The sequence below is a fragment of the Pseudomonas sp. YQ_5 genome (assembly GCF_043103305.1).
Classification (GTDB): domain Bacteria; phylum Pseudomonadota; class Gammaproteobacteria; order Pseudomonadales; family Pseudomonadaceae; genus Aquipseudomonas; species Aquipseudomonas putida_Y.
This window is the reverse complement of record NZ_JBICJS010000096.1, coordinates 169,212-191,315: the sequence shown is the minus strand read 5'-3', so window position 1 is coordinate 191,315 and position 22,104 is coordinate 169,212. Positions and strand designations below refer to the sequence as shown.

The window sequence follows — 22,104 nt, the reverse complement described above, 5'->3', positions numbered from 1 at the left end:
CCCCGCAACGACACATAACAACAAGAACCACGCGAGGCTCTGCTTTCTCACTGCCCCTGACCAACCAGGCCTCAGCTTGCACAGGAACAGCGCAATGGTCCACCCCGCTTCTGCAAACCTATCGCCGTCTATTGTAAAGGGTTGTTCGGCAAAGACTTTTGGCTTCCTGATTTTGCCCAATTTCACCACCATCGGCCTTGCGTCCGCGGTGGAGACCCTGCGCATGGCCAACCTGGCCGCGCGCAAGCCACTGTATCGCAGTGTGCTGATCGCCGCAGACGACGCGCCGGTGGTGGCCAGCAACGGCATGCGCGTGCTGCCCGACTACAACATCGCCAACGCCCCCGCGCTGGATGCCTTGCTGGTGGTCGGCGCCAACCCGATCGACCGAAGCCGTAGCAACCGCCCTCTGATCGACTGGTTGCGCCAACTGGCCCGCCAGCGCTTGCCACTGGGCGGTATCTGCACCGGTAGCTACCTGCTGGCCAAGGCCGAATTGCTCAAGGGTTACCGCTGCACCATCCACTGGGAAGACCTGCCGACGTTGCAGGCGCACTTCCCCGGTATCGTGATCTCCAGCCAGCTGTTCGAACTGGACCGCGACCGTTACACCTGCTCAGGTGGCGTGGCGGCCATGGACATGATGCTGCAACTGGTGGCCCGGGATACGGGCGGCCAGGACATCGCGGCCAAGGCCGCCGAGCTGTTGCTGTGCGACCGCGTACGCGGTGAGCGTGAGCGCCAGCGTGTGCCGCTGCGCACCCTGCTCGGCAGCGCTCAGCCCAAACTGAGCCAGGTGGTGGCGATCATGGAGGCCAATCTGGAGGAACCGCTGGGGTTGGAGGAACTGGCCAGCCTCAACGAAGTGACTGTGCGCCAACTGGAGCGGCTGTTCCACAAGTACCTGCAGCGCACGCCCAGCCAGTATTACCTGGAGCTTCGGCTGTCGCGGGCGCGGGAGTTACTGCTGCGCAGTGACGTGCAAGTCCGTGAGGTAGCGCTGGCTTGCGGCTTCAGTTCGCCTGCGCATTTCTCCAAGAGTTATAGCCGGTTCTTCGGGCTGTCGCCTTTAGGGGAGCGGCGGCAGGCCTCTCTCCATTGAATGGGGTCATGTACTGGCTTGGCTGGCCTTTTCGCGGGCAAGCCCGCTCCTGCACGCACATCGGTGGTCCGACACAGGCCGTTGTAGGAGCGGGCTTGCCCGCGAAGGGGCCAGTGCAGGTCAACTAATCTTCAAGGGCCGCGTGCGCCGTCTCCCGACACATCAGCATGGCCACCAGCGCCACCAGTGCTGCCGCCAGCAAGTATCCTGCCGGGGCAAGCTTGCTGCCCGTCACCTGAATCAACCAGGTGGCAATGAACGGCGCAGTCCCGCCAAACAGCGAATTGGCCACATTGAAGCTCAGGGCAAACCCGCTGAAGCGCACCCGGGTCGGAAAGATTTCGGCCAGCAGGCACGGCAAGGTCCCGTCGTTCATCGCCAGCATCGCACCGAAAAGAATCTGGATGGCCAGAATCACCAGCAGCGGTTGCCCATCAAGCAGTCGGAACAACGGCACGGTCAACCCCAGGAACAACAGCGAGGCCACCACCAGCATGGTCTTGCGACCAAACTGGTCGGACAACCGTCCCATCAGGAAGATCAAGCCGATATAGGTGGCCAGCGACACCGTCGAGGCGATGAACGAATCCCGCTCGCTCATGCCCATTTCACTGGACAGGTAGGTCGGCATGTAACTGAGCAACAGGTAGAACGCAACCGCATTCAGGCAGGTGACACCTATGCCGATCGCCAGGCTGCGCCGGTGCTGGCCCAGCAGTTCGCGCAGCGGCGTCGTGGCCATGCCGGCCTTGTTTTCCAGGCGCTGTTCCATCTCCAGGAACTTGGGCGTGTCCTGCAGGCTCATGCGGATATAGCGCCCTACCAGGCCGAACGGCGCCGCCAGCAGGAACGGCAGTCGCCAGCCCCACTCATGCAGGGCTTCACTGCTGAGCAGCTCATGCAGCACCGCGACGAACGCCGCACCGAACAACAACCCCGCTGCCGTGCTGGCCGGCACGATGCTGGTGTACAAGCCACGCCGCCCAGGCGGCGCGTACTCGGCCAGGAACGCAGCGGCCCCGGCGTACTCACCCGAGGCAGAAAACCCCTGTACCAGGCGGATCAGCAACAGCAAGGCCGGCGCCCACAGCCCGATCTGCGCATAGCCCGGCAACAAGCCGATGCAGAAGGTGGATACCGACATGATCAGGATCGACCATGACAGCGCGTTGCGCCGACCGTGTCGGTCGCCAAAATGGCCCCAGACGATGCCACCCAGCGGGCGCACCAGGAACGACAGGGCGAATACCGCAAAGGTGGCCAGCAAACCGGTGGTCTTGTCAGTTTGCGGGAAGAAGGTGGCGGCGATGATGGTGGCCAGATAGCCGTAGGCGGCGTAGTCGAACCACTCGACGAAGTTGCCCATGAAGCTGGCCCGGGCGGCCTTGCGCAGCGCCTGGCGTTCGGCGTTGTGTGCGGGGCCGGCAATAGCGGACGGGTCAAGGGTGGTGCTGGACATGACGTGTACCCTCTGATTCTTTTAATTGGAGGCAGGGTCTGGTGGTCATACGGGGATCTTGTTGTTGTCTGGGCCGGCCTCTTCGCGGGTGAACCCGCGCCTACGAAAACGGTGAAATCTTTGTAGGAGCGGGTTCACCCGCGAAGCAGCCGACGCCGATGCTTATTTGCGAATGATGTTGTGCTCCGGCCCATACGGGAACTTGGTGATGTTCTCGGCGCCGCTGTCGTTGACGATCAGGATGTCATGCTCGCGATAACCGCCAGCCCCCGGTCGCCCTTCAGGCAGCATGATCATCGGCTCGATCGACACCACCATGCCCGGCTCCAGCACGGTATCGATGTCCTCGCGCAGCTCCAGCCCCGCCTCGCGGCCGTAGTAATGGCTGAGCGTGCCGAACGAATGGCCATAGCCGAAGGTGCGGTACTGCAGCAGGTCGTGGCGCAGGAAAATCTCGTTCAGTTCGCGGGCGATATCGCTGCAGCGCATGCCCGGGCGCACCAGTTGCAGCCCGGCTTCGTGCACTTCGACATTGGCCTGCCACAGGCGCAGGTACTCGTCCGGGCAGTGGTCAAGGAACAGGGTGCGCTCCAGCGCAGTGTAATAACCGGCGATCATGGGGAAACAGTTGAGGCTGAGGATCTCGCCCTTGCCCACACGGCGGCTGGTGACCGGGTTGTGCGCGCCATCGGTATTGAGCCCGGACTGGAACCAGGTCCAGGTGTCCATCAGCTCGGCGTCAGGGAAGCGTTTGGCAATTTCGCGCACCATCGCCTGGGTGGCATGCAGTGCCACCTCGTACTCGGGCACATGCTCACGCAGGGCCTCGACCACTGCCGCCCCGCCGATGTCGGCCACCTGCGCACCGTGAAGGATAAGCGCCTGCTCCTCGGCCGACTTGATCATGCGCATACGCATGCACGGCGCAGCGATGTCCACCAGCTCGGCCTTGGGGTAGCAGGCGGCGAATTTGCCGTGGTTCTGCAGGTTCAGGTGGTCGTACTCCACGCCGATGCGCGAGGCCAGCGGCAACGCCTGCTGGATGGCGACGAAATAGTTGTCGCGCTGCCAGTCGGTGTAGACGATGTTGTCAGTGCCCACCGTGCGCCGCCAGGGTTGCCCGCCGTCGATATTGGCGCTGATCGAGACCACCTTGTCCTGGGTGATCACCAGCGCATAAGGGCGGCCAAACGAGCAGTAGAGGAAATCGCTGTAATAGTTGACGTTGTGATACGAGGTGAAGATTGCCGCCTCGATATCCTGCTCGGCCATATAGGCCCGCAGCCGGGCGTGGCGAGCAGCGTATTCCTGAGCGGAGAAGGTTGGTTGTACCTTGTCGCCATTGCGGATTTTCAGGGTCTTGGGCATTTGCATGGTCGGGGTTCCTTGTCGTTGTGAGCACGCTGTTCAGGCCGGCCGCCTGAGAAGCATTGCAACAGAACCGACGAGGACACTTTTGTATCTATCCGACCTGGAATTGGCGGAATAACCAGTGGCCAAGGAGGGGCGCTAAGCGCCCCCCGCCAGGCAACGCTATTTCAAATCAAAGCGGTCCAGTTCCATGACCTTCTGCCAGGCGGCCACAAAGTCCCGGACAAACTTGTCACCCCCATCACTGCTGCCATACACCTCGCTCAACGCCCGCAACTGGGCATGCGAACCGAACACCAGATCGACCCGGCTACCGCTCCACTTCACCTGCCCGGTCTTGCGGTCGCGCCCTTCAAAGGTCTCGTTGTCCGCCGAGGTGGGTTTCCACTCCACGCTCATGTCCAGCAAGTTGCGGAAGAAGTCGTTGCTCAGCGTTCCCGGCTTGTCGGTGAACACGCCGAGGTTGCTGCCACCATGGTTGGCACCGAGCACGCGCAGGCCGCCGATCAGCACGGTCAGCTCCGGCGCGGTCAGGGTCAGCAACTGCGCCTTGTCCAGCAACAGTTTCTCGGCCTTGACGCTGTAACGTGCCTTGGTGAAGTTGCGGAAGCCATCGGCCAGCGGCTCCAGCACGGCGAACGACTCGACGTCGGTCTGCTCCTGAGACGCATCGACCCGGCCCGGGCGGAATCCTACGCTGCCGCTGTAACCGGCATCCTTGGCAGCTTTTTCGACTGCCGCGGTACCGGCCAGCACGATCAGGTCAGCCAGGGAAACCTTCTTGCCGCTGTTGTTGAACTCGGCCTGGATCTTCTCCAACACCGCCAGCACCTTGTCCACGCCCTGGTTTGCAGCCCAGTCCTTCTGTGGGGCCAAGCGCAAACGCGCGCCGTTGGCACCACCGCGCTTGTCGGAGCCGCGGAAGGTCGACGCGGATGCCCAGGCGGTGGAGACCAGTTCGCCCACGCTCAAACCCGAGGCCAGGATCCTGGACTTGAGGGTCGCGATGTCTTGCTCGCTGATCGTGGCTGGGTCGGCTTTGGGTAGCGGGTCTTGCCACAGCAACTCTTCATTGGGCATTTCCGGGCCCAGGTAGCGCGCCAGCGGGCCCATGTCGCGGTGGATCAGCTTGTACCATGCACGGGCAAAAGCATCCGCCAGCTGGTCAGGGTTTTCTTTGAAGCGGCGAGCGATTGGCTCGTAAATGGGGTCGAAACGCAATGCCAGGTCGGAGGTCAACATAGACGGTGCGTGCTTTTTACCGGGATCGTGTGCATCTGGCACCGTGCCTGCGCCTTTGCCGTCTTTCGGCCGCCACTGGTGCGCGCCAGCCGGGCTTTTGGTCAGCTCCCACTCAAAGTCGAACAGGTTATTCAGGTATTCGTTGCTCCACCGGGTCGGGGTAGAAGTCCAGGTCACTTCCAGGCCACTGGTGATGGTATCCCCGCCTTTGCCGGAGCCAAACTTGTTATGCCAGCCCAGGCCCTGCATCTCCAGGCCTGCCGCTTCCGGCTCGGGGCCGACGTTGTCGGCGGGGCCGGCACCGTGGGTCTTGCCGAACGCGTGCCCACCGGCGATCAACGCCACGGTTTCCTCATCGTTCATGGCCATGCGGCCAAAGGTTTCACGGATGTCCTTGCCTGAGGCCACCGGGTCCGGGTTACCTTCCGGACCTTCCGGGTTCACGTAGATCAGACCCATCTGCACGGCGGCCAACGGGTTTTCCAGGTTACGCTCGGCCGACAGGTTGCGATTCTGCTCTTCGCCATGCTTGGCCGGCTCAGCCACCAGGTCACCCTGCCCTGGCGCCTGCGCCTTGGCCTGATCCTTGCCGTAACGGGTATCGCCGCCCAGCCACTCCTTTTCCGACCCCCAGTACACGTCTTCGTCCGGCTCCCACACATCGGCACGCCCGCCGGAGAAGCCGAAGGTTTTGAAGCCCATGGACTCAAGGGCAACATTACCGGTGAGTACGATCAGGTCAGCCCAGGAAATCTTGTTGCCGTACTTCTGCTTGATCGGCCACAGCAGGCGCCGGGCCTTGTCCAGGCTGACGTTGTCCGGCCAGCTGTTGAGCGGGGCGAAACGTTGCTGGCCAGAGCCCGCCCCCCCACGGCCGTCACCAATGCGGTAGGTGCCGGCGCTGTGCCAGGCCATGCGGATGAACAGCGGGCCGTAGTGGCCGAAATCGGCCGGCCACCAGTCCTGCGAGTCGGTCATCAGGGCGGTCAGGTCTTTCTTCAGGGCCTGGAAGTCGAGGCTCTTGAACGCCTTGGCATAGTCGAAGTCCGGGTCGGGGCTGGACTTGGAGGAATGCTGGTGAAGAATTCTCAGGTTGAGCTGGTCAGGCCACCAGTCACGGTTGGTGGTGCCGCCACCTGCGGTTTGATGGAACGGGCATTTCGATTCGTTCGACATCTGCGGGTACCTTTGGGTCGGTTATCCAGATTTCCGGTCTATGCCAGTGTTCTTTCAGCCGAGCGGGTGGGCTCGTACTACCCCTCATCAGGTGTACACGGGGCTTGCGAAGCTGTCACGCCGGGGGTGCCACGGTCTTGCACACAGGTGCTGACGCGCTGCCCGGTCGCGGAATTCGCGGGGCCACGGGAAAGACTAGTCGAGCTTGCGCAGAGTTCTAATAGAGTGGCTGTTGGAGCCTGATAGGCTGGCTCTGTCAGGCACTGGCCTGTATCGGCCGCATCGCGATCAAGCCCGCGACCAGGCCGGCACATCCATACAAGGCACAAGGCCCGGCACCCTGCTTAAATACACAGCCATACCCTTTGCCCCGGACGCCGAGCCCTCATGAACCGCAACGACCTGCGCCGCGTCGACATGAACCTGCTGGTGCTGTTCGAAGCCCTGATGATCGAACGCAACCTGACCCGCGTCGGCGAAAAGCTGTTTATCACCCAATCCACCGTCAGCGCCGCCCTCGCCCGCCTGCGCGAACTGTTCGACGACCCGCTGCTGATCCGCAACGGCCGGGCCATGGAACCCACCCCACGGGCCCTGCAGATCTTTGCCGAACTTGGCCCGGCCATGGACGTGATTTCCGCCGCCATCAGTCGCGCCCGCGAGTTCGACCCGGCCAACAGCTGCAACGTGTTCCGCCTGGGGCTTTCTGACGATGCCGAGTTCGGCCTGTTTCCGGCCCTGCTTCAGGCCCTGCGCGAAGAGGCCCCGGAGATCAGCGTGGTAGTGCGGCGGGCCAACTTTCTGCTGATGCCCGGCCTGCTGGCCAGCGGCGAGATCTCGGTAGGCGTGAGCTATACCACCGACCTGCCGGCCACCGCCAAACGCCGCAAGCTGCGCGACATCGGCGTACGGGTGCTGCGCGCCGACGACCGCCCGGGGCCGCTGACCCTCGACGAATACTGCGCCCGCCCGCATGTGATGGTGTCGTTCTCCGGTGACATGAGCGGCAACATCGACCTCGACCTGGCGCGCATCGGTCGTTGCCGCAAGGTAGTGCTGGCGGTGCCGCAGTTCGGTAGCCTGCGTGCCCTGCTGCGCAACACCGAACTGATCGCCACGGTGCCGGACTATGCCGCTTGTGCCCTCGCCGACGACGGCAGCCTGCGCGCCGACCCGGCGCCGTTCGACATCACCGAGGCCGAGCTGTCGATGGTCTGGAGCGGCGCCCAGGACAACGACCCCGCCGAGCGCTGGCTGCGCGACCGCATCCTGCAGTTCATGGCCACGCAGTGATGCCCTCTTCGCAGCGCAACGCTGCGCCTAACGGTCGTACAACCTGAAGCACGCGGCTGCTATTTGCCGCGCTGCATCCACGCTGCACCGAGCCCGCTGAGGCAGATCACCAAAATCCCCACCAGGCTCAGGGTATCCGGCACCTGGCTGTAGACCACGAAGCCGAGCAACCCGGCAAACACTATCTGGCAATAGCTGAACGGCGCCAGCAACGCTGGCGCTGCATGGCGGAAGGCCTGGGTCAGCAGCAGGTGCGCAGTCATGCCAAAGCCGCCCAGTGCCAGCATCAACAGAGCATGGTCCCAGCGCGGCACTTCCCAGAAGAACGGCACCAGCGCACTCACCGCCAAGGTGTTGCACAACCCTGCATAGAAGTTGCTGGTGGTCGGGCTGTCATGCGCCGCCAGAATGCGCGTCAGCAACTGATAGAAGCAGAAGCCCAATGCCGAACCGAACGGATACAGAATGGCCGGGGTAAACATCGCCCCACCCGGGTGCACCACTACCAGCACGCCAATAAAGCCCATCACCACCGCCACCCACTGCCCCACTGTCACTCGCTCTTTCAGCAGCGGCGCCGACAGCGCGGTGACCAGCACCGGGGCAAGGAAGTTGACGGCCGTGGCCTCCGCCAGTGGCAGGTACTGCAAGCCGGTCGTGAACAGCAGGCTGGTGCTCAGCAGGCTCAGGGCCCGCAAGGTCTGCAATACCGGCCGGCGGGTGCGCAACACGTTGAGCCCAGACTTGGGCAGGAAGATGCCGGCCATCAGCAACGTGTGCACCACATAACGCGCCCACACCACCATGACTATCGGGTACAGGCCACCCAGGAATTTGGACAAGGCATCGTGGCTGGCGAACAGGAACGTCGCCACCACCACTAACGCGATGCCGCGCAGGGGTTGGTTGACGCCGGACAGCGGTGTGCTGGAACTCATGGCTCTCTCGATGACGGCGCGGCAGCAAGCCGCGCCCGGGGAAGGATGCGCAGGCATTGCCCGGCGGATGTAACAGCTGGGATTCTAGAAGAGATGCCGCAGAATAAGGAAGTTCATTTGCCGCTTGCCCCGGCCAAGTGCAATTTCTGTTCGCTGATCGACCACTTTCCACCTGGCATGCATGGCCCGTGCACGGTTGATCGCTGACCATCGACCGACCCCTGCACCCTACAAGGAATTTACATGCAAAGGCTCACCACCCGCACCGGCCTGGACCTGCCCGCCATCGGCCTGGGCACCTGGCCAATGACCGGCAGTGAATGCACCCAGGCCGTGCGCCAGGCACTGGACGTGGGTTACCGACACATCGACACCGCCACCGCCTACGAAAACGAAGCGGCCGTTGGCCAGGCACTGCGCGACAGCGACGTGCCACGCGAGCAGATTCACCTGACCACCAAGGTCTGGTGGGACCGTCTGGAGCCCAAAGCCATGCGTCAGTCGCTGGAAGACAGCCTGCGCGCGCTGGGTACCGAACAGGTTGACCTGTTCCACATCCACTGGCCAGGCACAGACTGGGACCTGGCCCGCAGCATCGACACCCTGGTAGCCCTGCGTGACGAAGGCAAGGCGCGCCACATCGGCGTGGCCAACTTCCCATTGGGGTTATTGCGCCAGGTCGTGGAAACCCTGGGCGCGCCGTTGTCGGCGATTCAGGTGGAATACCATGTTCTGCTCAGCCAGCAACCGCTACTCGACTTCGCCCGCAGCCATGATTTGTTGCTCACCGCCTATACCCCGCTGGCACGCGGCCAGGCAGCGGCGCAGCCGGTGATCCAGGCGATTGCCCGCAAGCATGGCGTGCTGCCCAGCCAGGTAGCGCTGAAATGGCTGCTGGATCAGGACGGCGTGGCGGCGATCCCCAAAGCCAGCAGCCGCGAAAACCAGCTAGCCAACCTGGCCGCATTGACCGTGCAGCTGGATGACGAAGACCGCGCAGCCATTGCCGGGCTGCCGAAAGACCAGCGCGTGGTCAGCCCGCCGTTTGCGCCGGACTGGAACAGCTGAGGCCGCCGCGCAAGTCACTATTCTTGCGTGATGACCTGCTTCAACCGCTCGCTCGCCGGTGCCGGCCGCCCGTAAAAGTAGCCCTGGAAGTGCGAACAGCCTTCCGCCGCGAGCCGGCGCATCTGCTCCTCCGACTCCACGCCTTCGGCCGTGGTCTTGATCATCAGGCTGTTGGACAGCTCGGTAATGGCGCGAATGATCGACATGGCCTCGCGGCTGTCGCACATGTCATGCACGAACGACTTGTCGATCTTGATCCGGTCGAAGGGGAACGAGCGCAGGTAGCCCAGCGATGAGTAGCCCGTACCAAAGTCATCCAGTGAAATGGACACGCCCAGGTCTTTCAGGGCGCGCAAGGTGCGCACGTTTTCCTCGCTGTTGCCCAGCAGCACCGATTCGGTAATTTCCAGCTCCAGTCGCTGCGGCGGCAGGCCAGAGTCGGCCAGCGCGAGGGCGACGGTATGCACCAGATCGCCGTTCTTGAACTGCACCGCGGACAGGTTGACCGACACCGTCTGCTCACCGTCCCAGCTGGCCGCCTCCTGGCAGGCCAGATTCAGCGCACGGTTGCCCAGCTCGTGGATCAACCCGGTTTCTTCTGCAATGGGGATGAAATCCATCGGCATGACCATGCCACGGGTCGGGTGTTCCCAGCGCAGCAGCGCCTCATAACCGGTAACGCTGCTGGTCTGATGATCGACTACCGGCTGGTAGTGCAGCTGCAACTGCCCCAGGTGCAGCGCTGTGCGCAGGTCGGTTTCCATCAGACGGCGCTGGCGGGCGGCAACGTCCAGTTCGACATCGAAGCATTCATAACGGTTACGGCCGTTACGCTTGGCCTGATACAGCGCCATGTCGGCATAGCCCAACAGCTGCTCCGCCTGGTCATTGTCATCAGGCGCGATGGCGATGCCGATGCTCACCCCCACCGCGAACTGATGCCCTTCGATCTGGAACGGCGGGCTGATGGCCTTGATCAGGCGTTGCGCGGTATTACATGCGGCATCCCGCCCCTCCAGGCCCGTCAGCACCACGGCAAACTCATCGCCACCCAGGCGGGCCAAGGTGTCGTGCTCACGCAGTTCGCGACGCAGACGCTTGCCCAACTCGCGTAGCAGCTTGTCACCGAAAGCATGGCCAAGGGAGTCGTTGATGTTTTTGAAGTTGTCCAGATCCAGGCACAGGGCAGCGGTCAGCTTGGCGTTTTCGCTGCCGCGCAACAGGGCCTGGCGTAACCGTTCGTGGAACAGCGTGCGGTTGGGCAGCCCGGTGAGCGCGTCATGGTGCGCCATGTGGTGGATCTGCGCATGGGCGGCCAGCTCTTCGGTGGCGTCTTCTGCCACGAACAACACGTAATCGGCCTGCCCCTCGCGGCTCTGGCTGAGCAGGGTACGGCTGCGCAGGGTGCGTGGACCACGGGCAGTGTCGACGCGGGTTTCGGCGGCGTGCCCCTTGGTACTGCGGGCACCACGCACGAATTGCTGCTCCAGGTAGTCACCGGCAGCCGGTGCCAGGCATTCCTTGGGCAACTGGCCGATCATGCTGCGCTGCGGCCCACCGAACAGGCGTTCGGCCTGCTGGTTGGCCAACAGGATGCGCTGGCTTTCCAGGTCCTGGACGATGACGCTCGCGGGAATGTTGGCAATGACCGAATCGAGGAACTGCGACAGCTTGGCCATCTCCTGGCTGTACTGCTCGGCCAGCTCTTTGGCCTGCAGCAGTTCGAGCTCCTGGCGGTGGCGTTCGGAAATGTCGCGGGTGACCTTGGCGAAACCCACCAGTTGCCCGGCATCGTCGTACACCGCTTCGATGACCACATGGGCGTGGAAGGCCGTACCGTCCTTGCGCAGGCGTGCGCCCGTTTCTTCAAAGCGTCCGGTGCTGCGCGCCTGCTCCAGGTTAAATGTCGGCAACCCGGCTGCGCGCTCGGCATCGGTGTAGAACACAGAGTAGTGCTGGCCGACGATTTCTTCGGCATGGTACCCCTTGGCGCGCTGGGCCCCGGGGTTCCAGTTGGCGACGATACCTTCAGGGGTAAGCAGGTAGATGGCATAATCCACCACGCTCTGGATCAATAGCCGGTACATGATGTCGGGGTTTGCTGCGAGCGACATGAACTTTACCTGAACTTTCGAAACGCATGAAAAGGGACCCCGGCAAGCGGCGGCCGGGTCTTGGAAAGCGATAATGGCATTATGCTGCCAATGAAAATTTTGTGAAGCAACTCACAAAAATGACGCTTCTCGTTATCAGGCCGAACGAAAGCGCACGCCCCCTCAATGGCGGGTGCCAGTCACCAGAAAATTGAGCAAGTCCGGCTCATCCCCCAAGGCGATAGCCTGCGCCGGTCGCGGCAGGCTCGCCAGCACTGCATTGCAGAAAGCCACGGCGGCCAGATCCTGTGCGTAGCAGCGCAGCAGCCAGTCGCCCTTGCCCCCCAGCAACTGCAACGCCACCGCTTGGCCGATGCCCTGGCGACGGTACTTCTTCAAGATGAACAGGTCGGCAAGCTCCTGCGCATCGATACCAGGCAGTTCGCTGCGCTCGACCAGCACGAAGCCGGCGATGAACCCGTCTGCCAGCACCAGATACGCGCCCCAGCCGTCGTCCTGCCAGTAACGTTGCAGGTGCTGCTCGTGGATGTAGAAGCGGCCATCCGCCTCGACGTCTTCCTGCTCCCAGTCGGAGGACTCGTAGCAATAGAACTGGTAGAGATTGCGGATCAGTGGAGCCTGGTCGATGGTGGTTGGCAGCAGCGCGAGGGGGAGCATGGTGTGGGGCCTGAGCAAAAGGACGATTCTAGATCACCAGGCCCTTGCAGCAAAAAGCCCGGGACCTCCCCGCACGGAAAGCCCCAGGCAAAATCACAGTGACAAAACCTCGGGCTCAGCCCTCCTGCAACGCCCGCGGCCGATGGCTTCGCTCTTCGGCGTCAGGCGACTGGGCACCCTGCAAGCGGAAGTCGAACGACAGCTCGGCAAAGCGCTCGCCTTGCACGCCGCGGTCGCGCGCCGCCGCGGCATCCTCGACAAAACGCAGTTCGCCGATCAGCCCGTCACGGGTGGCATAGGCAAAGTCGTCCCACAGGTACTTGTCGCCTGCAAAGTTGATCTGCGTGGTCAGGTGGCGGTGCCCTGGAGCCGAGATGAAGAAGTGCACGTGCGCCGGGCGCTGGCCGTGGCGGCCAAGCAGGTCCAGGCATTCCTGGGTTGGGCCTTGCGGGTCGCAGCCATACCCCGATGGCACGATCGAGCGCGCGCGGTAACGGCCCTCGGCATCGGTGATGATACGCCGGCGCAGGTTGAACTCGGACTGGGTCGAATCGAAGTACGAATAGGTGCCCTGGGTGTTGGCGTGCCACAGGTCGACGGTGGCACCGGCCAACGGCTTGCCGTTGGCATCGAACACCTGGCCCTGAAGGAACATCACCACGCCTGGGTCAGTGCCGTCGTCCATGCGCACTTCGCCCTGGGCCAGCGGCGCCCCGGCAACGTACAACGGGCCTTCGATGGTGCGCGGGGTGCCGCCGCCAAGGCCGGCTTCAGCATCCTTGGCATCCTGCAACAAGTCAAGGAAGTGCTCGATGCCCAGGCCAGCAGCCAGCAGGCCCGCCTCATTACGGCCGCCCAGGCGGTTGAGGTAGTCGACGGCGTGCCAGAACTCGTCCTCGGTGATTTCCAGGTCTTCGATCAGCCGAGCGGTGTCCTGCAGCACGCGCAGAATGATCTGCTTGAAGCGCGGTTTTCCTTCGGCATGGTCCAGGCCAGCCACCTGGTTGAAGAAGGCTTGAATGTCGGCAGTGTGGGAAATTTTCACGGTCATCGTGCTTACCTCGTATTGTTCTTGTCAGGCATACAGGTGCGAATCAGCGATCGTCGCTGTGAATAGACGAGGGATGCCGACACAGGCCGTCGACCTCGATGTCCATGTACGGGAACAGCGGCAGCTGCATCAATGTGTCATGCAACGCCTCGACGCTGGGCACATCGAACACGCTGTAGTTGGCGTAATGCCCGGCAATGCGCCACAGGTGGCGCCAGGTGCCTTCACGCTGCAGGCGCTGGGCCAGTTCCTTTTCATCAGCCTTGAGCTGGGCGGCCTTGGCCGGGTCCATGTCGACCGGCAGCTTCACGGTCATCTTTACGTGGAACAACATGGTTATCTCCTTGCTTGCTGATCAGCGACGGGCGAAACGCGCCAGGCGCTGTTCGTCCAACGTCAGGCCAAGGCCTTGGGTATAGGGGATGTGCAGCTGGAAGTCGCGGTACTGCGGCGGCTCGTTGACAATTTCCTCGGTCAGCAGCAGCGGCCCGAACAGCTCCGTACCCCAGGTGAGCTGGCGCAGGGTGAGGAATGCATGGGCCGACGCCAGGGTGCCGATCGAACCTTCGAGCATGGTGCCGCCGTACAAGGCGATGCCGGCGGCTTCGGCGATCTGCGCAGTGCGCAGCACGGCGCGCGGGCCGCCATTCTTGGCGATTTTCAGGGCGAAGATGCTGGCGGCGCCGTCGGCGGCCAGGCTGAAGGCGTCCTCGACACTTTCGATTGACTCATCGGCCATGATCGGTGCCGGGCTGCGCTGGTTCAGGCGCACCTGGCCACCGCGGTTGATGCGCGAAATCGGCTGCTCGATCAGGTCGATGCCATTGTCGCCCAATACTTGGCAGGCGCGGATGGCCTGGGACTCGTCCCAGTACTGATTGACGTCGACCCGCACGCTGGCGCTGTCACCCAGCTCGCGCTTGATCGCGATCACATGCTTGAGGTCCTGCTCCACCGGGTTGGCGCCGATTTTCAGCTTGAACACGCGGTGCCGGCGAATTTCCAGCATGTGCTGTGCTTCGGCGATGTCGCGGGCGGTGTCGCCGCTGGCCAGGGTCCAGGCCACCTCCAGGCTGTCACGCACGCGGCCCCCCAGCAGTTCGCTGACCGGCAGACCCAGGCGTTTGCCGTGGGCGTCGAGCAAGGCGCTTTCGATGCCAGACTTGGCGAAGGTGTTGCCCTTGGCCAGCTTGTCCAGCTTGAGCATGGCGGCATTGATGTTATCTGCCGGCAGGCCGATCAGCGCCGGGGCAAGGTACGTGTCGATATTGGCCTTGATGCCTTCGGGGCTTTCGTAGCCATAAGCCAGACCACCGATGGTGGTGGCTTCGCCGATGCCTTCCACGCCATCGCTGCAGCGCAGGCGCAATACCACCAGGGTCTGCTGCTGCATGGTGTGCATCGCCAGCTTGTGCGGGCGAATGGTCGGCAGGTCGACGATAATTGCCTCTATGTGTTCAATCAGCGCGCTTGTCATTGTTGCCAGGTCCCGTCAGGTCGGGCTTTCAGTTGCAGGCCCGAGTGATGCGTTTACTTGATTGTTGAAGGATTGCGCGAGACCCTGACGACCGTCCAATATCAAATGAATCTCCCACCATACCCTGGAGGTCTGATGGAGCTGCGCCACCTGCGTTACTTCAAAGTCTTGGCCGAGACCTTGAACTTCACCCGCGCCGCCGAGCTGCTGCACATCGCCCAGCCACCACTGAGCCGGCAGATCAGCCAACTGGAGGACCAGCTCGGCACCCTGCTGGTGGTACGCGAACGTCCGCTGCGGCTGACCGAAGCCGGCCGCTTCTTCTACGAGCAGACCTGCACCGTGCTGCAGCAGTTGCAGAACATCAGCGACAACACCCGCCGCATCGGCCAGGGTCAGCGCCAGTGGCTGGGCATCGGCTTTGCGCCCTCTACCCTGTACACCGTGCTGCCGGAACTGATCCGCGAGCTGCGCCAGGACAGCGAGCTGGAACTGGGCCTGAACGAGATGACCACCTTGCAACAGGTGGAGGCGCTGAAAAGCGGGCGTATCGACATTGGCTTCGGGCGCATTCGCATCGACGACCCGGTGATTCACCAGCAGGTGCTGTGCGAGGACCCACTGGTGGCCGTGCTACCCAAGGGCCACCCCCTGGCGGGCCGCCCCCTCAGTCTGGCCCAATTGGCTGGCGAAGCGTTCATCCTCTACCCGGCCAATCCCCGGCCCAGCTATGCCGACCACGTGCTGGCGCTGTTCGCCCACCACGGCATGAGCATTCGTGTCAGCCAGTGGGCCAACGAACTGCAGACCGCCATCGGCCTGGTAGCGGTTGGCGTTGGCGTGACCCTGGTGCCGGCATCGGTACAGCAGCAGCACCGTACCGATATCGAGTATGTTGGCCTGCTTGATAGCGGCGCTGTCAGCCCGATCATCCTCAGCCGACGCAAGGGTGATGTAAGCCCGATCGTGCAGCGGTGCCTGGGGTTGATCGAGCAACAGGCCATATGAACACACCATGCCCACAGGGGCTGTATAGCCCTGCCCTATTGCCTATACCTGCCCCATATAACCATCGGTATAGGGATACTTCTATCAAACAAAAGATAACCCACTGTTCGTTCTAGCGAAAAAACAGGCGCGCGGGGTCAATGGCGGCGAAGTGTTCACTCTTCTATACGTGGTCACAGCAAGCTGTGCCGACAGGGATTAACGCCGATGCCATTTGGGCCACTCTCTCATTCGGGAGCAAAGCAGCACACCAGTGCGGTCTACGGCCTCTTTCCCGCGCATTGGGAACCATAGCGAAGTATTCGGCGGCTAACCTACCCGGATCAGTCGGCGAATGCTTTTCTAGATCTCGATGTCAGTGCAGATCTGACGTCATGCGCATCCTGTTTGCTGTGCGACAGCGCAGCCCGGAAGGGCTGGGTGATCTCCCATTGAGCTGTTTCATGCTGCGACACGCGAATTGCCAAGGCTCAAGACAGTCAATCAGAAATCGTCGGTAAATGATCACCGCGTAACCAGTCGATAAACCGTGCAAACAACTCCGATTGCGAGTTGATCTCAAGTTTCATGTACAGGTTCTTGCGGTGCATGCGCACGGTCTCCGGCGAGATACCCAGCTCCAGCGCGGTAGATTTCACCGAGTGCCCGCGCAAGATCATGTGCGCCACTTCCCGCTCGCGGTCGGTCAGCACCTGGCAGCCGAAGCTGTCGAACGCTGCCTGCAGGCTGCTGCGCTCGGTTGATGCAGCGCCCGGTTCCAGGTTGTGCCGGGCATAACGCCCCAGCAGTTCGCGCACCATCGGCTCCAACGCACGCAACAGGTCGACCTGCCCGGCATTCAGGCGGGTGCCGCTGCAGCCCTGGAACAGGCTCAGCGACAGCTTGCGGCCTGCGCTGAGGTCGACGATGTAGTAGCTGTCCTCACTGCAACCTGTACCCAGGTAATAGGCCTTGTAGTAGTCGCTGTCGAAGAAGTTGTCGGGGGCGATTTCCTGCAGGTGGTAGAAGCCTTCGGCCAGGCCGCTTTGCACGGCAAGGCAGAAAGGGTCCAGCAGGTAGCCGGCACTGAAATAGCGCTCCAGCACGGCGGCCCGGTGCCGTTCGGGGATGCCTTGCTGGTACAGCAACTGCGGTGCCCGCCCCTGGCACTCAAGGCTGATCATCATCGACTCCACCTGCACCAACTGGCCGATGGCAGCGGCCACATACTCCAGCGCCTCGGGGGTTTCGCCATTGGCCAGGGCGCGTTGCAACGCCGCGTGCCACTGCTGCAGCGCGCCCATTGTGAGGGTAAGCGGGGTATCGGGGGAGGCCTGGGTCATGCCCGGCAGTCTAGCCTGCCAGGCACGCCCGCGCACAGCCATTTGCGCCAGGTTCATCGGCCTTGGTACAGGCCAAGCGCCGTGAGTTCACGCGCGGTTTCGATGATGCACTGGCGCAGGGTCTCGACGATCTCGTCCACCTGTGCATGGGTGATGATCAACGGAGGCGACATCACGTTCAGGTGCATGATCGGACGCACCAGCAAGCCTTTTTCCTGCGCCTTGCTGTGGATCCGCTCGCCGATGTTCACCTCATCGGCGAACAGTGCCTTGCTGGCCTTGTTGGCGACGAACTCGACACAGGCCATCAGCTTCATGCAGCGCACATCCCCCACCAGCGGCAGCTCGCGCAGGCTCTGCAAACGTTGCTCAAGGTATCCCCCCACGTCCTTGACATGATCGAGCAGTTGCTCGCGCTCGATGATCTCGATGTTCTTCAGCGCCGCCGTGCAACACACCGGGTGGCCGCTGTAGGTGAAACCGTGGGTGAAGCAACGGCCCTTGCCCGGCTCGGCAATCACTTGCCAGATGCGCTCGGAAAAAATACACGCGCCCAGCGGCAGGTACGCCGAGGTCAGGCCTTTGGCGGTGGTGATGATGTCAGGGACGACGCCAAACAGTTCCTCGCTGGCGAAGAAGGTGCCCAGGCGCCCGAACGAGGTCACCACTTCGTCGGCGACGAACAGGATGTCGTAGGTCTGGCACAGCTGCCACATGCGCTGGAAGTACCCCTCGGGCGGAATGATCACCCCGCCCGAGCCCATGATCGGCTCGGCGAAGAATGCCGCCACGTTGTCGGCACCCAGCGAGAGGATCTTGTCCTCGAACTCGGCCACCAGGAAGTCGAGGAACTCCGCCTCGTCCATGTCGTCTGGCGCGCGGTACGGGTTGGGGTTGGAGACGTGGTGGATCAGGTCATGGTGGTAATCGAACTCCGGCACCCGGTCGGCGGCCTTGTTGCCAATCGACATGGTCAGGGTGGTGGAGCCGTGGTAGGCGTTGTAACGGGCGATGATGTGCTTCTTGTGCGGCTTGCCGCGGCAGTTCTGGTAGTACTGGATCAGCCGGTAGGCCGTATCGACCGCGGTGGAGCCGCCCGTGGTGAGGAACACATGGTTCAAGTCACCCGGCGCCAGCTGCGCGAGCTTCTGGCACAGTTCGATGGCGACGTCGTTGGCCATGTCGGAGAACGGGTTGGAATAGGCCAGCTGGCGCACCTGGTCAGCGATGGCCACGGCCATTTCCTCACGGCCCAGGCCAATGTTGGTGCACCACATGCCGCCGACGGCATCGAGGAAACGGTTGCCATGGGTGTCGCGAATATAGGCGCCCTCACCGGCGACGATGTTCAATGCACCTTGCTCGCGGTGCTCGTCGAACACATGGTAGCCGTGCATGTAGTGGGCCTTGTCGGCGTCCACCAGCGGGTCGTGGGCAATGGCGAATGCTTTGCTTGGGGTGGCCATGGGCAGCTCCTTGGCGGGAATCGTTGGGCGGTGTTCAGAAACCGGTCTTGACCGTGCTCCAGACCCGGGTGATGGCGCGCATGTCCTTCGGGCTCTGGGTTTTCTGTGCGAACAGCCGTTCGCGGGTGGGTGCGTCGGGGTAGATGGCCGGGTCCTGGCGAATGTCATCACGCACCAGCGCGGTAGCGGCAGCGTTGCTGTTGGCGTAGTGGATGTAGTTGGTGACCTTGGCCATGGTCTGCGGCTGCAACAAGAACTCGATGAAGCGGTGCGCGTTGGCCGCGTGCGGCGCATCCTTGGGGATGTACAGGTTGTCGAACCAGATCAGCGAGCCTTCCTGGGGGATGAAGAACGACAGTTTGATGTCCTTCTTCGCTTCCACCGCGCGGGCCTGGGCGGTGGCATAGTCACCGGACCAGGTCAGCGCCAGGCAGACATCGCCGTTGGGCAGGCTGGTGAGGTAATTCACCGAATCGAACTTGCGAATGTAGGGGCGGATGCCCAGCAGCAGTTGCTCGGCCGCCTTGAGGTCGGCAGGCGACGCGCTGCGTGGGTCCTTGCCCAGGTACTGCAGGGCCAGCGGAATGACCTCGGTAGGCGCGTCCATCAGGGTGACGCCGCAGTCGGCGAAGCGCGAGACGATCTTGGGGTCGAACAGCATGGCCAGCGAACCGATCGGCGCGTCGGGCATGCGTGCGGTGATCTTGTCGACGTTGTAGGTGACTCCTGAACTGCCCCAGGTATAGGGCGCCGAGTACTTCAGGCCAGGGTCGTAGCCCTGCAGGTTGTTGACCACCTGCTGATCGAGGTTTTGCCAGCTAGGCAGTTGCTGCTTGTCCAGTGCCTGGAACACGCCGGCGCTGATCAGCGGGGGTACCAGCGCGGCATTGAGCATGACCAGATCGTAGCCGGAACGGCCGGTGAGCAGTTTGGTCTGTACCGTTTCGTAGCCATCAAAGGTGTCGTAGATGACCTTGATGCCGGTGGCCTTCTCGAAGTCGGCCAGGGTGGTTTCGCCGATGTAGTCGGTCCAGTTGTACAACCGTAACGTGTTACCGCTGTCCACCTCTGCCGCCTGGGCCAGGCTGGCGCCAGACGCCAGCAGCAGACCGCCCATCACCTTCAGTACCTTGCGCATGGCAACTCCATCGTGTGAGTGCTCCGGATCGAGCCGATGAGTTCACTATCGGTGGATTCGCCCAAGGGTGACATACCCCGAATGTGTGGGTAGCCGTATTTAGTGCCGCTCTCAGGGAACAACCGCTAATGCGTTGACTTAGCGAGGGCTCCAAAGGCTGGGCAACCTTCTGCAGGCTTACCGCCAGCCTTGAGAGCAGCGTGGGGTGTCAGCTGAGGGGGTACAACGCTTCATCGAACTGTGCCAGGCGCGGGAACACCAGAGGTTGGTCGTCCGAGAGCTGCTCCAGACGCTGCCGGTATTGCTGCAGAAAGTCCTGCCGCGCATCAGCACTGATGTACGGCACATGCCACGCCACGAACGGCGGCAGCACCTCGAACCCGACATAGGCCAGCGTGCCACGCAGAATCGGCCGCAGCATGTCTTCCAGCGGCCCGTGAATCGCGCCGTCGCCAAACATGTGCTCGCGCCCGCCCAGGGTCACGGTCACCAGCGCCCTCTTGCCGGCCAACCCGCCCTGGTCGTAGAAGCGCTTGCCGCCATAGCACACCCCCGACACCAGCACCCGGTCGATCCAGCCCTTGAGCATGGCCGGTGCCGAGAACCAGAAAATCGGGAAGTTCAACACCAGCAAATCGGCCCACAACAGTTTGTCCAGCTCCTGCTGGATGTCTGCGGCAAGGGCACCGCGCTTGACGCCCTGACGCTGCTCCAGCGCATACACGAGGTACTCGGGGTTCTCGCGCTGGGTAAAGTCATCGGCACTGGCCACCGGGTTCCAGCCCATCGCGTACAAGTCGCTGACCTGCACCTGATGGCCTTGGGCGCGAAAGGTTTCCACCGCCTGATCACGCAGGGCAGCCGTGAACGATTGCGGCTCGGGGTGAGCATGGACGATCAGTACATTCACAAGCATTCTCCTCACACAAAACAGGTTATCTTGCCGCAGTGGTTCAGCAGCACGCGCCTTCCTCCAGACCCAGGCGGCGCGTACGCTGGACAGAGTGCTCACGCAACCGTCTGCCCGTGCATCAGTTCGCCGGCACAGCGGGCAATGCGCTGGCAGGCATCGACCAGCGCCGCATTGCCCAGCACCAGGCCCAGGCGGATATGCCCGGCAGCACTGGGGCCGAACGCTTCGCCGGCAAGCACCGACACGCCCTGGCTGTCCAGCAGGTAGTCGGCAAAGGCCTGGGCGCTAACGCCGGTTTCACGGATGTCGACCATCACGAACATGCCACCATCGGGCTTCAACGCCTTCAGGCCCGGGCAGCCAGCCAGCTGCTCGCACACCAGATCGCGCCGCTGGCGGTAGGCTTCGCGCATGGCGTCCAGTTCGGGCAACGGGTGCTCCAGCGCCACCATGGCGGCATCCTGGATGAAGTCCGGCAAACCGTAGAGCATGCACAGGGCGAGGTTTTCCAGATGCGTGGCCAGCGCTGTCGAACCGACCACCCATCCAATACGCCAGCCGGTCATAGCATGCGATTTCGACAGGCTGTTCAGCGTTGCGGTGCGCTCGGCCATGCCCGGCAGGCTGCCGGGGCTGACATGCTCGCCTTCATACAGCAGCTCGCTGTAGACCTCGTCAGAGATCAGCCACAGATCATGGGCAATGCACAGTTCGGCCAGCGCCTCCCAGGTGGCGCGCGGCAGGCTCGCCCCTGAAGGGTTGTGCGGGCTGTTCAGGGCCAGGGCGCGGGTGCGCGGGGTAATGCACTCGGCGACGTCACGCGGGCACACGCGAAAGCCATTCTCGGGCTTGACCGGTACCGGCACCACCTTGGCGCCGCAGGCACCGAACACGGCCTCGTAAGTGACATACATCGGTTCGGCAACGATCACCTCGTCGCCTGGGTCGAGTATGCACTGGGCCACGCAGAACAACGCGCACTGGGCACCCGCCAGCACCGTTACCTGGTCGGCGCTCACCGCCTGGCCGCTGCGTTGCCGGTGACGGTTGGCGATGGCCTGGCGCAGCGCCAGCTTGCCGCGTACATCGGCGTAATGGGTATGACCAGCGCGCAGGCTGTCGATGGCCGCCTCGACGATAGGCGCGGGAGTGTCGAAGTCCGGGTCACCCACCGACAGCAGCAGGATGTCCTTGCCCTCGGCCTGCAGCGCCAGGGCGCGGTAGTGGATGTCCCAGGCCGCGGCCCCGTCGCCGGCGATGCGTTGGGTGAGCTTGGCGTAGCGCATGGCAATCTCCTTTCAATGGCAAT

The 22,104-nt window shown here is 63.0% G+C and carries 18 protein-coding genes; 4 read left to right on the top strand and 14 right to left on the bottom strand.

Annotated features, from left to right (window positions below; genetic code table 11):
- The first annotated feature begins 94 nt into the window (after positions 1-94).
- On the top strand, positions 95-1,102 hold the full coding sequence (locus ACF8EA_RS22630; protein ID WP_103444257.1) for a GlxA family transcriptional regulator: 1,008 nt from the start codon (positions 95-97) through the stop codon (positions 1,100-1,102).
- A 124-nt stretch (positions 1,103-1,226) separates the two neighbouring features.
- Here the strand turns inward: ACF8EA_RS22630 and ACF8EA_RS22625 are convergent, their stop codons facing one another.
- The 3 genes from ACF8EA_RS22625 to katG form a co-directional block, all read right to left on the bottom strand.
- Positions 1,227-2,561, bottom strand: coding sequence for an MFS transporter (locus ACF8EA_RS22625; protein WP_274148266.1), 1,335 nt, complete (start codon positions 2,559-2,561; stop codon positions 1,227-1,229).
- Between the two features lie 162 nt (positions 2,562-2,723).
- Positions 2,724-3,935, bottom strand: a complete 1,212-nt coding sequence (locus ACF8EA_RS22620; RefSeq protein WP_392523296.1) for a M24 family metallopeptidase — start codon at positions 3,933-3,935, stop codon at positions 2,724-2,726.
- Positions 3,936-4,094: 159 nt separating this feature from the next.
- Positions 4,095-6,350 carry a catalase/peroxidase HPI gene (gene katG, locus ACF8EA_RS22615; RefSeq protein WP_392523294.1) on the bottom strand — a complete coding sequence of 752 codons (2,256 nt, stop codon included), beginning with the start codon at positions 6,348-6,350 and terminating at the stop codon, positions 4,095-4,097.
- 387 nt (positions 6,351-6,737) lie between these two features.
- Between katG and ACF8EA_RS22610 the strand changes: the two genes are divergently transcribed.
- A complete protein-coding gene (locus tag ACF8EA_RS22610) occupies positions 6,738-7,643 on the top strand; it encodes a LysR family transcriptional regulator (protein ID WP_021782048.1) in 906 nt (301 codons plus the stop codon).
- A gap of 59 nt (positions 7,644-7,702) precedes the next feature.
- Here the strand turns inward: ACF8EA_RS22610 and ACF8EA_RS22605 are convergent, their stop codons facing one another.
- On the bottom strand, positions 7,703-8,581 hold the full coding sequence (locus ACF8EA_RS22605) for a DMT family transporter (protein WP_392523293.1): 879 nt from the start codon (positions 8,579-8,581) through the stop codon (positions 7,703-7,705).
- 243 nt (positions 8,582-8,824) lie between these two features.
- On the opposite strand from ACF8EA_RS22605, the gene ACF8EA_RS22600 reads away from it, so the two are divergent.
- Positions 8,825-9,649, top strand: coding sequence for an aldo/keto reductase (locus tag ACF8EA_RS22600; RefSeq protein WP_021782049.1), 825 nt, complete (start codon positions 8,825-8,827; stop codon positions 9,647-9,649).
- Between the two features lie 17 nt (positions 9,650-9,666).
- Here the strand turns inward: ACF8EA_RS22600 and ACF8EA_RS22595 are convergent, their stop codons facing one another.
- The 5 genes from ACF8EA_RS22595 to ACF8EA_RS22575 all read right to left on the bottom strand — a co-directional run bounded on the left by ACF8EA_RS22595 (position 9,667) and on the right by ACF8EA_RS22575 (position 14,948).
- On the bottom strand, positions 9,667-11,763 hold the full coding sequence (locus ACF8EA_RS22595; protein WP_338444812.1) for an EAL domain-containing protein: 2,097 nt from the start codon (positions 11,761-11,763) through the stop codon (positions 9,667-9,669).
- Between the two features lie 162 nt (positions 11,764-11,925).
- Positions 11,926-12,420, bottom strand: coding sequence for a GNAT family N-acetyltransferase (locus ACF8EA_RS22590; RefSeq protein ID WP_392523291.1), 495 nt, complete (start codon positions 12,418-12,420; stop codon positions 11,926-11,928).
- A 115-nt stretch (positions 12,421-12,535) separates the two neighbouring features.
- Entirely contained in the window at positions 12,536-13,471 is a 936-nt protein-coding gene (gene catA / locus ACF8EA_RS22585; protein WP_021782052.1) for a catechol 1,2-dioxygenase, read from the bottom strand.
- 43 nt (positions 13,472-13,514) lie between these two features.
- Positions 13,515-13,805: a muconolactone Delta-isomerase gene (gene catC / locus ACF8EA_RS22580; protein ID WP_003256111.1), complete on the bottom strand. Its 291-nt coding sequence runs from the start codon at positions 13,803-13,805 to the stop codon at positions 13,515-13,517.
- A gap of 21 nt (positions 13,806-13,826) precedes the next feature.
- Complete coding sequence (locus ACF8EA_RS22575) at positions 13,827-14,948, bottom strand: muconate cycloisomerase family protein (RefSeq protein WP_103469777.1); 1,122 nt, start codon at positions 14,946-14,948, stop codon at positions 13,827-13,829.
- Between the two features lie 135 nt (positions 14,949-15,083).
- Between ACF8EA_RS22575 and catR the strand changes: the two genes are divergently transcribed.
- Positions 15,084-15,956 carry an HTH-type transcriptional regulator CatR gene (gene catR, locus ACF8EA_RS22570; RefSeq protein ID WP_392523290.1) on the top strand — a complete coding sequence of 291 codons (873 nt, stop codon included), beginning with the start codon at positions 15,084-15,086 and terminating at the stop codon, positions 15,954-15,956.
- A 479-nt stretch (positions 15,957-16,435) separates the two neighbouring features.
- Here the strand turns inward: catR and ACF8EA_RS22565 are convergent, their stop codons facing one another.
- The 5 genes from ACF8EA_RS22565 to ACF8EA_RS22545 all read right to left on the bottom strand — a co-directional run bounded on the left by ACF8EA_RS22565 (position 16,436) and on the right by ACF8EA_RS22545 (position 22,081).
- Positions 16,436-17,335: a LuxR C-terminal-related transcriptional regulator gene (locus tag ACF8EA_RS22565; protein WP_392523288.1), complete on the bottom strand. Its 900-nt coding sequence runs from the start codon at positions 17,333-17,335 to the stop codon at positions 16,436-16,438.
- Positions 17,332-18,744: an aminotransferase gene (locus ACF8EA_RS22560; protein WP_392523287.1), complete on the bottom strand. Its 1,413-nt coding sequence runs from the start codon at positions 18,742-18,744 to the stop codon at positions 17,332-17,334. Before ACF8EA_RS22560 ends, ACF8EA_RS22565 begins: the two co-directional genes overlap by 4 nt.
- 34 nt (positions 18,745-18,778) lie before the next feature.
- On the bottom strand, positions 18,779-19,882 hold the full coding sequence (locus ACF8EA_RS22555; protein ID WP_021782058.1) for a polyamine ABC transporter substrate-binding protein: 1,104 nt from the start codon (positions 19,880-19,882) through the stop codon (positions 18,779-18,781).
- Between the two features lie 208 nt (positions 19,883-20,090).
- Positions 20,091-20,792 carry an NAD(P)H-dependent oxidoreductase gene (locus tag ACF8EA_RS22550; protein ID WP_021782059.1) on the bottom strand — a complete coding sequence of 234 codons (702 nt, stop codon included), beginning with the start codon at positions 20,790-20,792 and terminating at the stop codon, positions 20,091-20,093.
- A gap of 98 nt (positions 20,793-20,890) precedes the next feature.
- A complete protein-coding gene (locus tag ACF8EA_RS22545) occupies positions 20,891-22,081 on the bottom strand; it encodes a pyridoxal phosphate-dependent aminotransferase (protein WP_392523286.1) in 1,191 nt (396 codons plus the stop codon).
- Between the last annotated feature and the right edge of the window lie 23 nt (positions 22,082-22,104).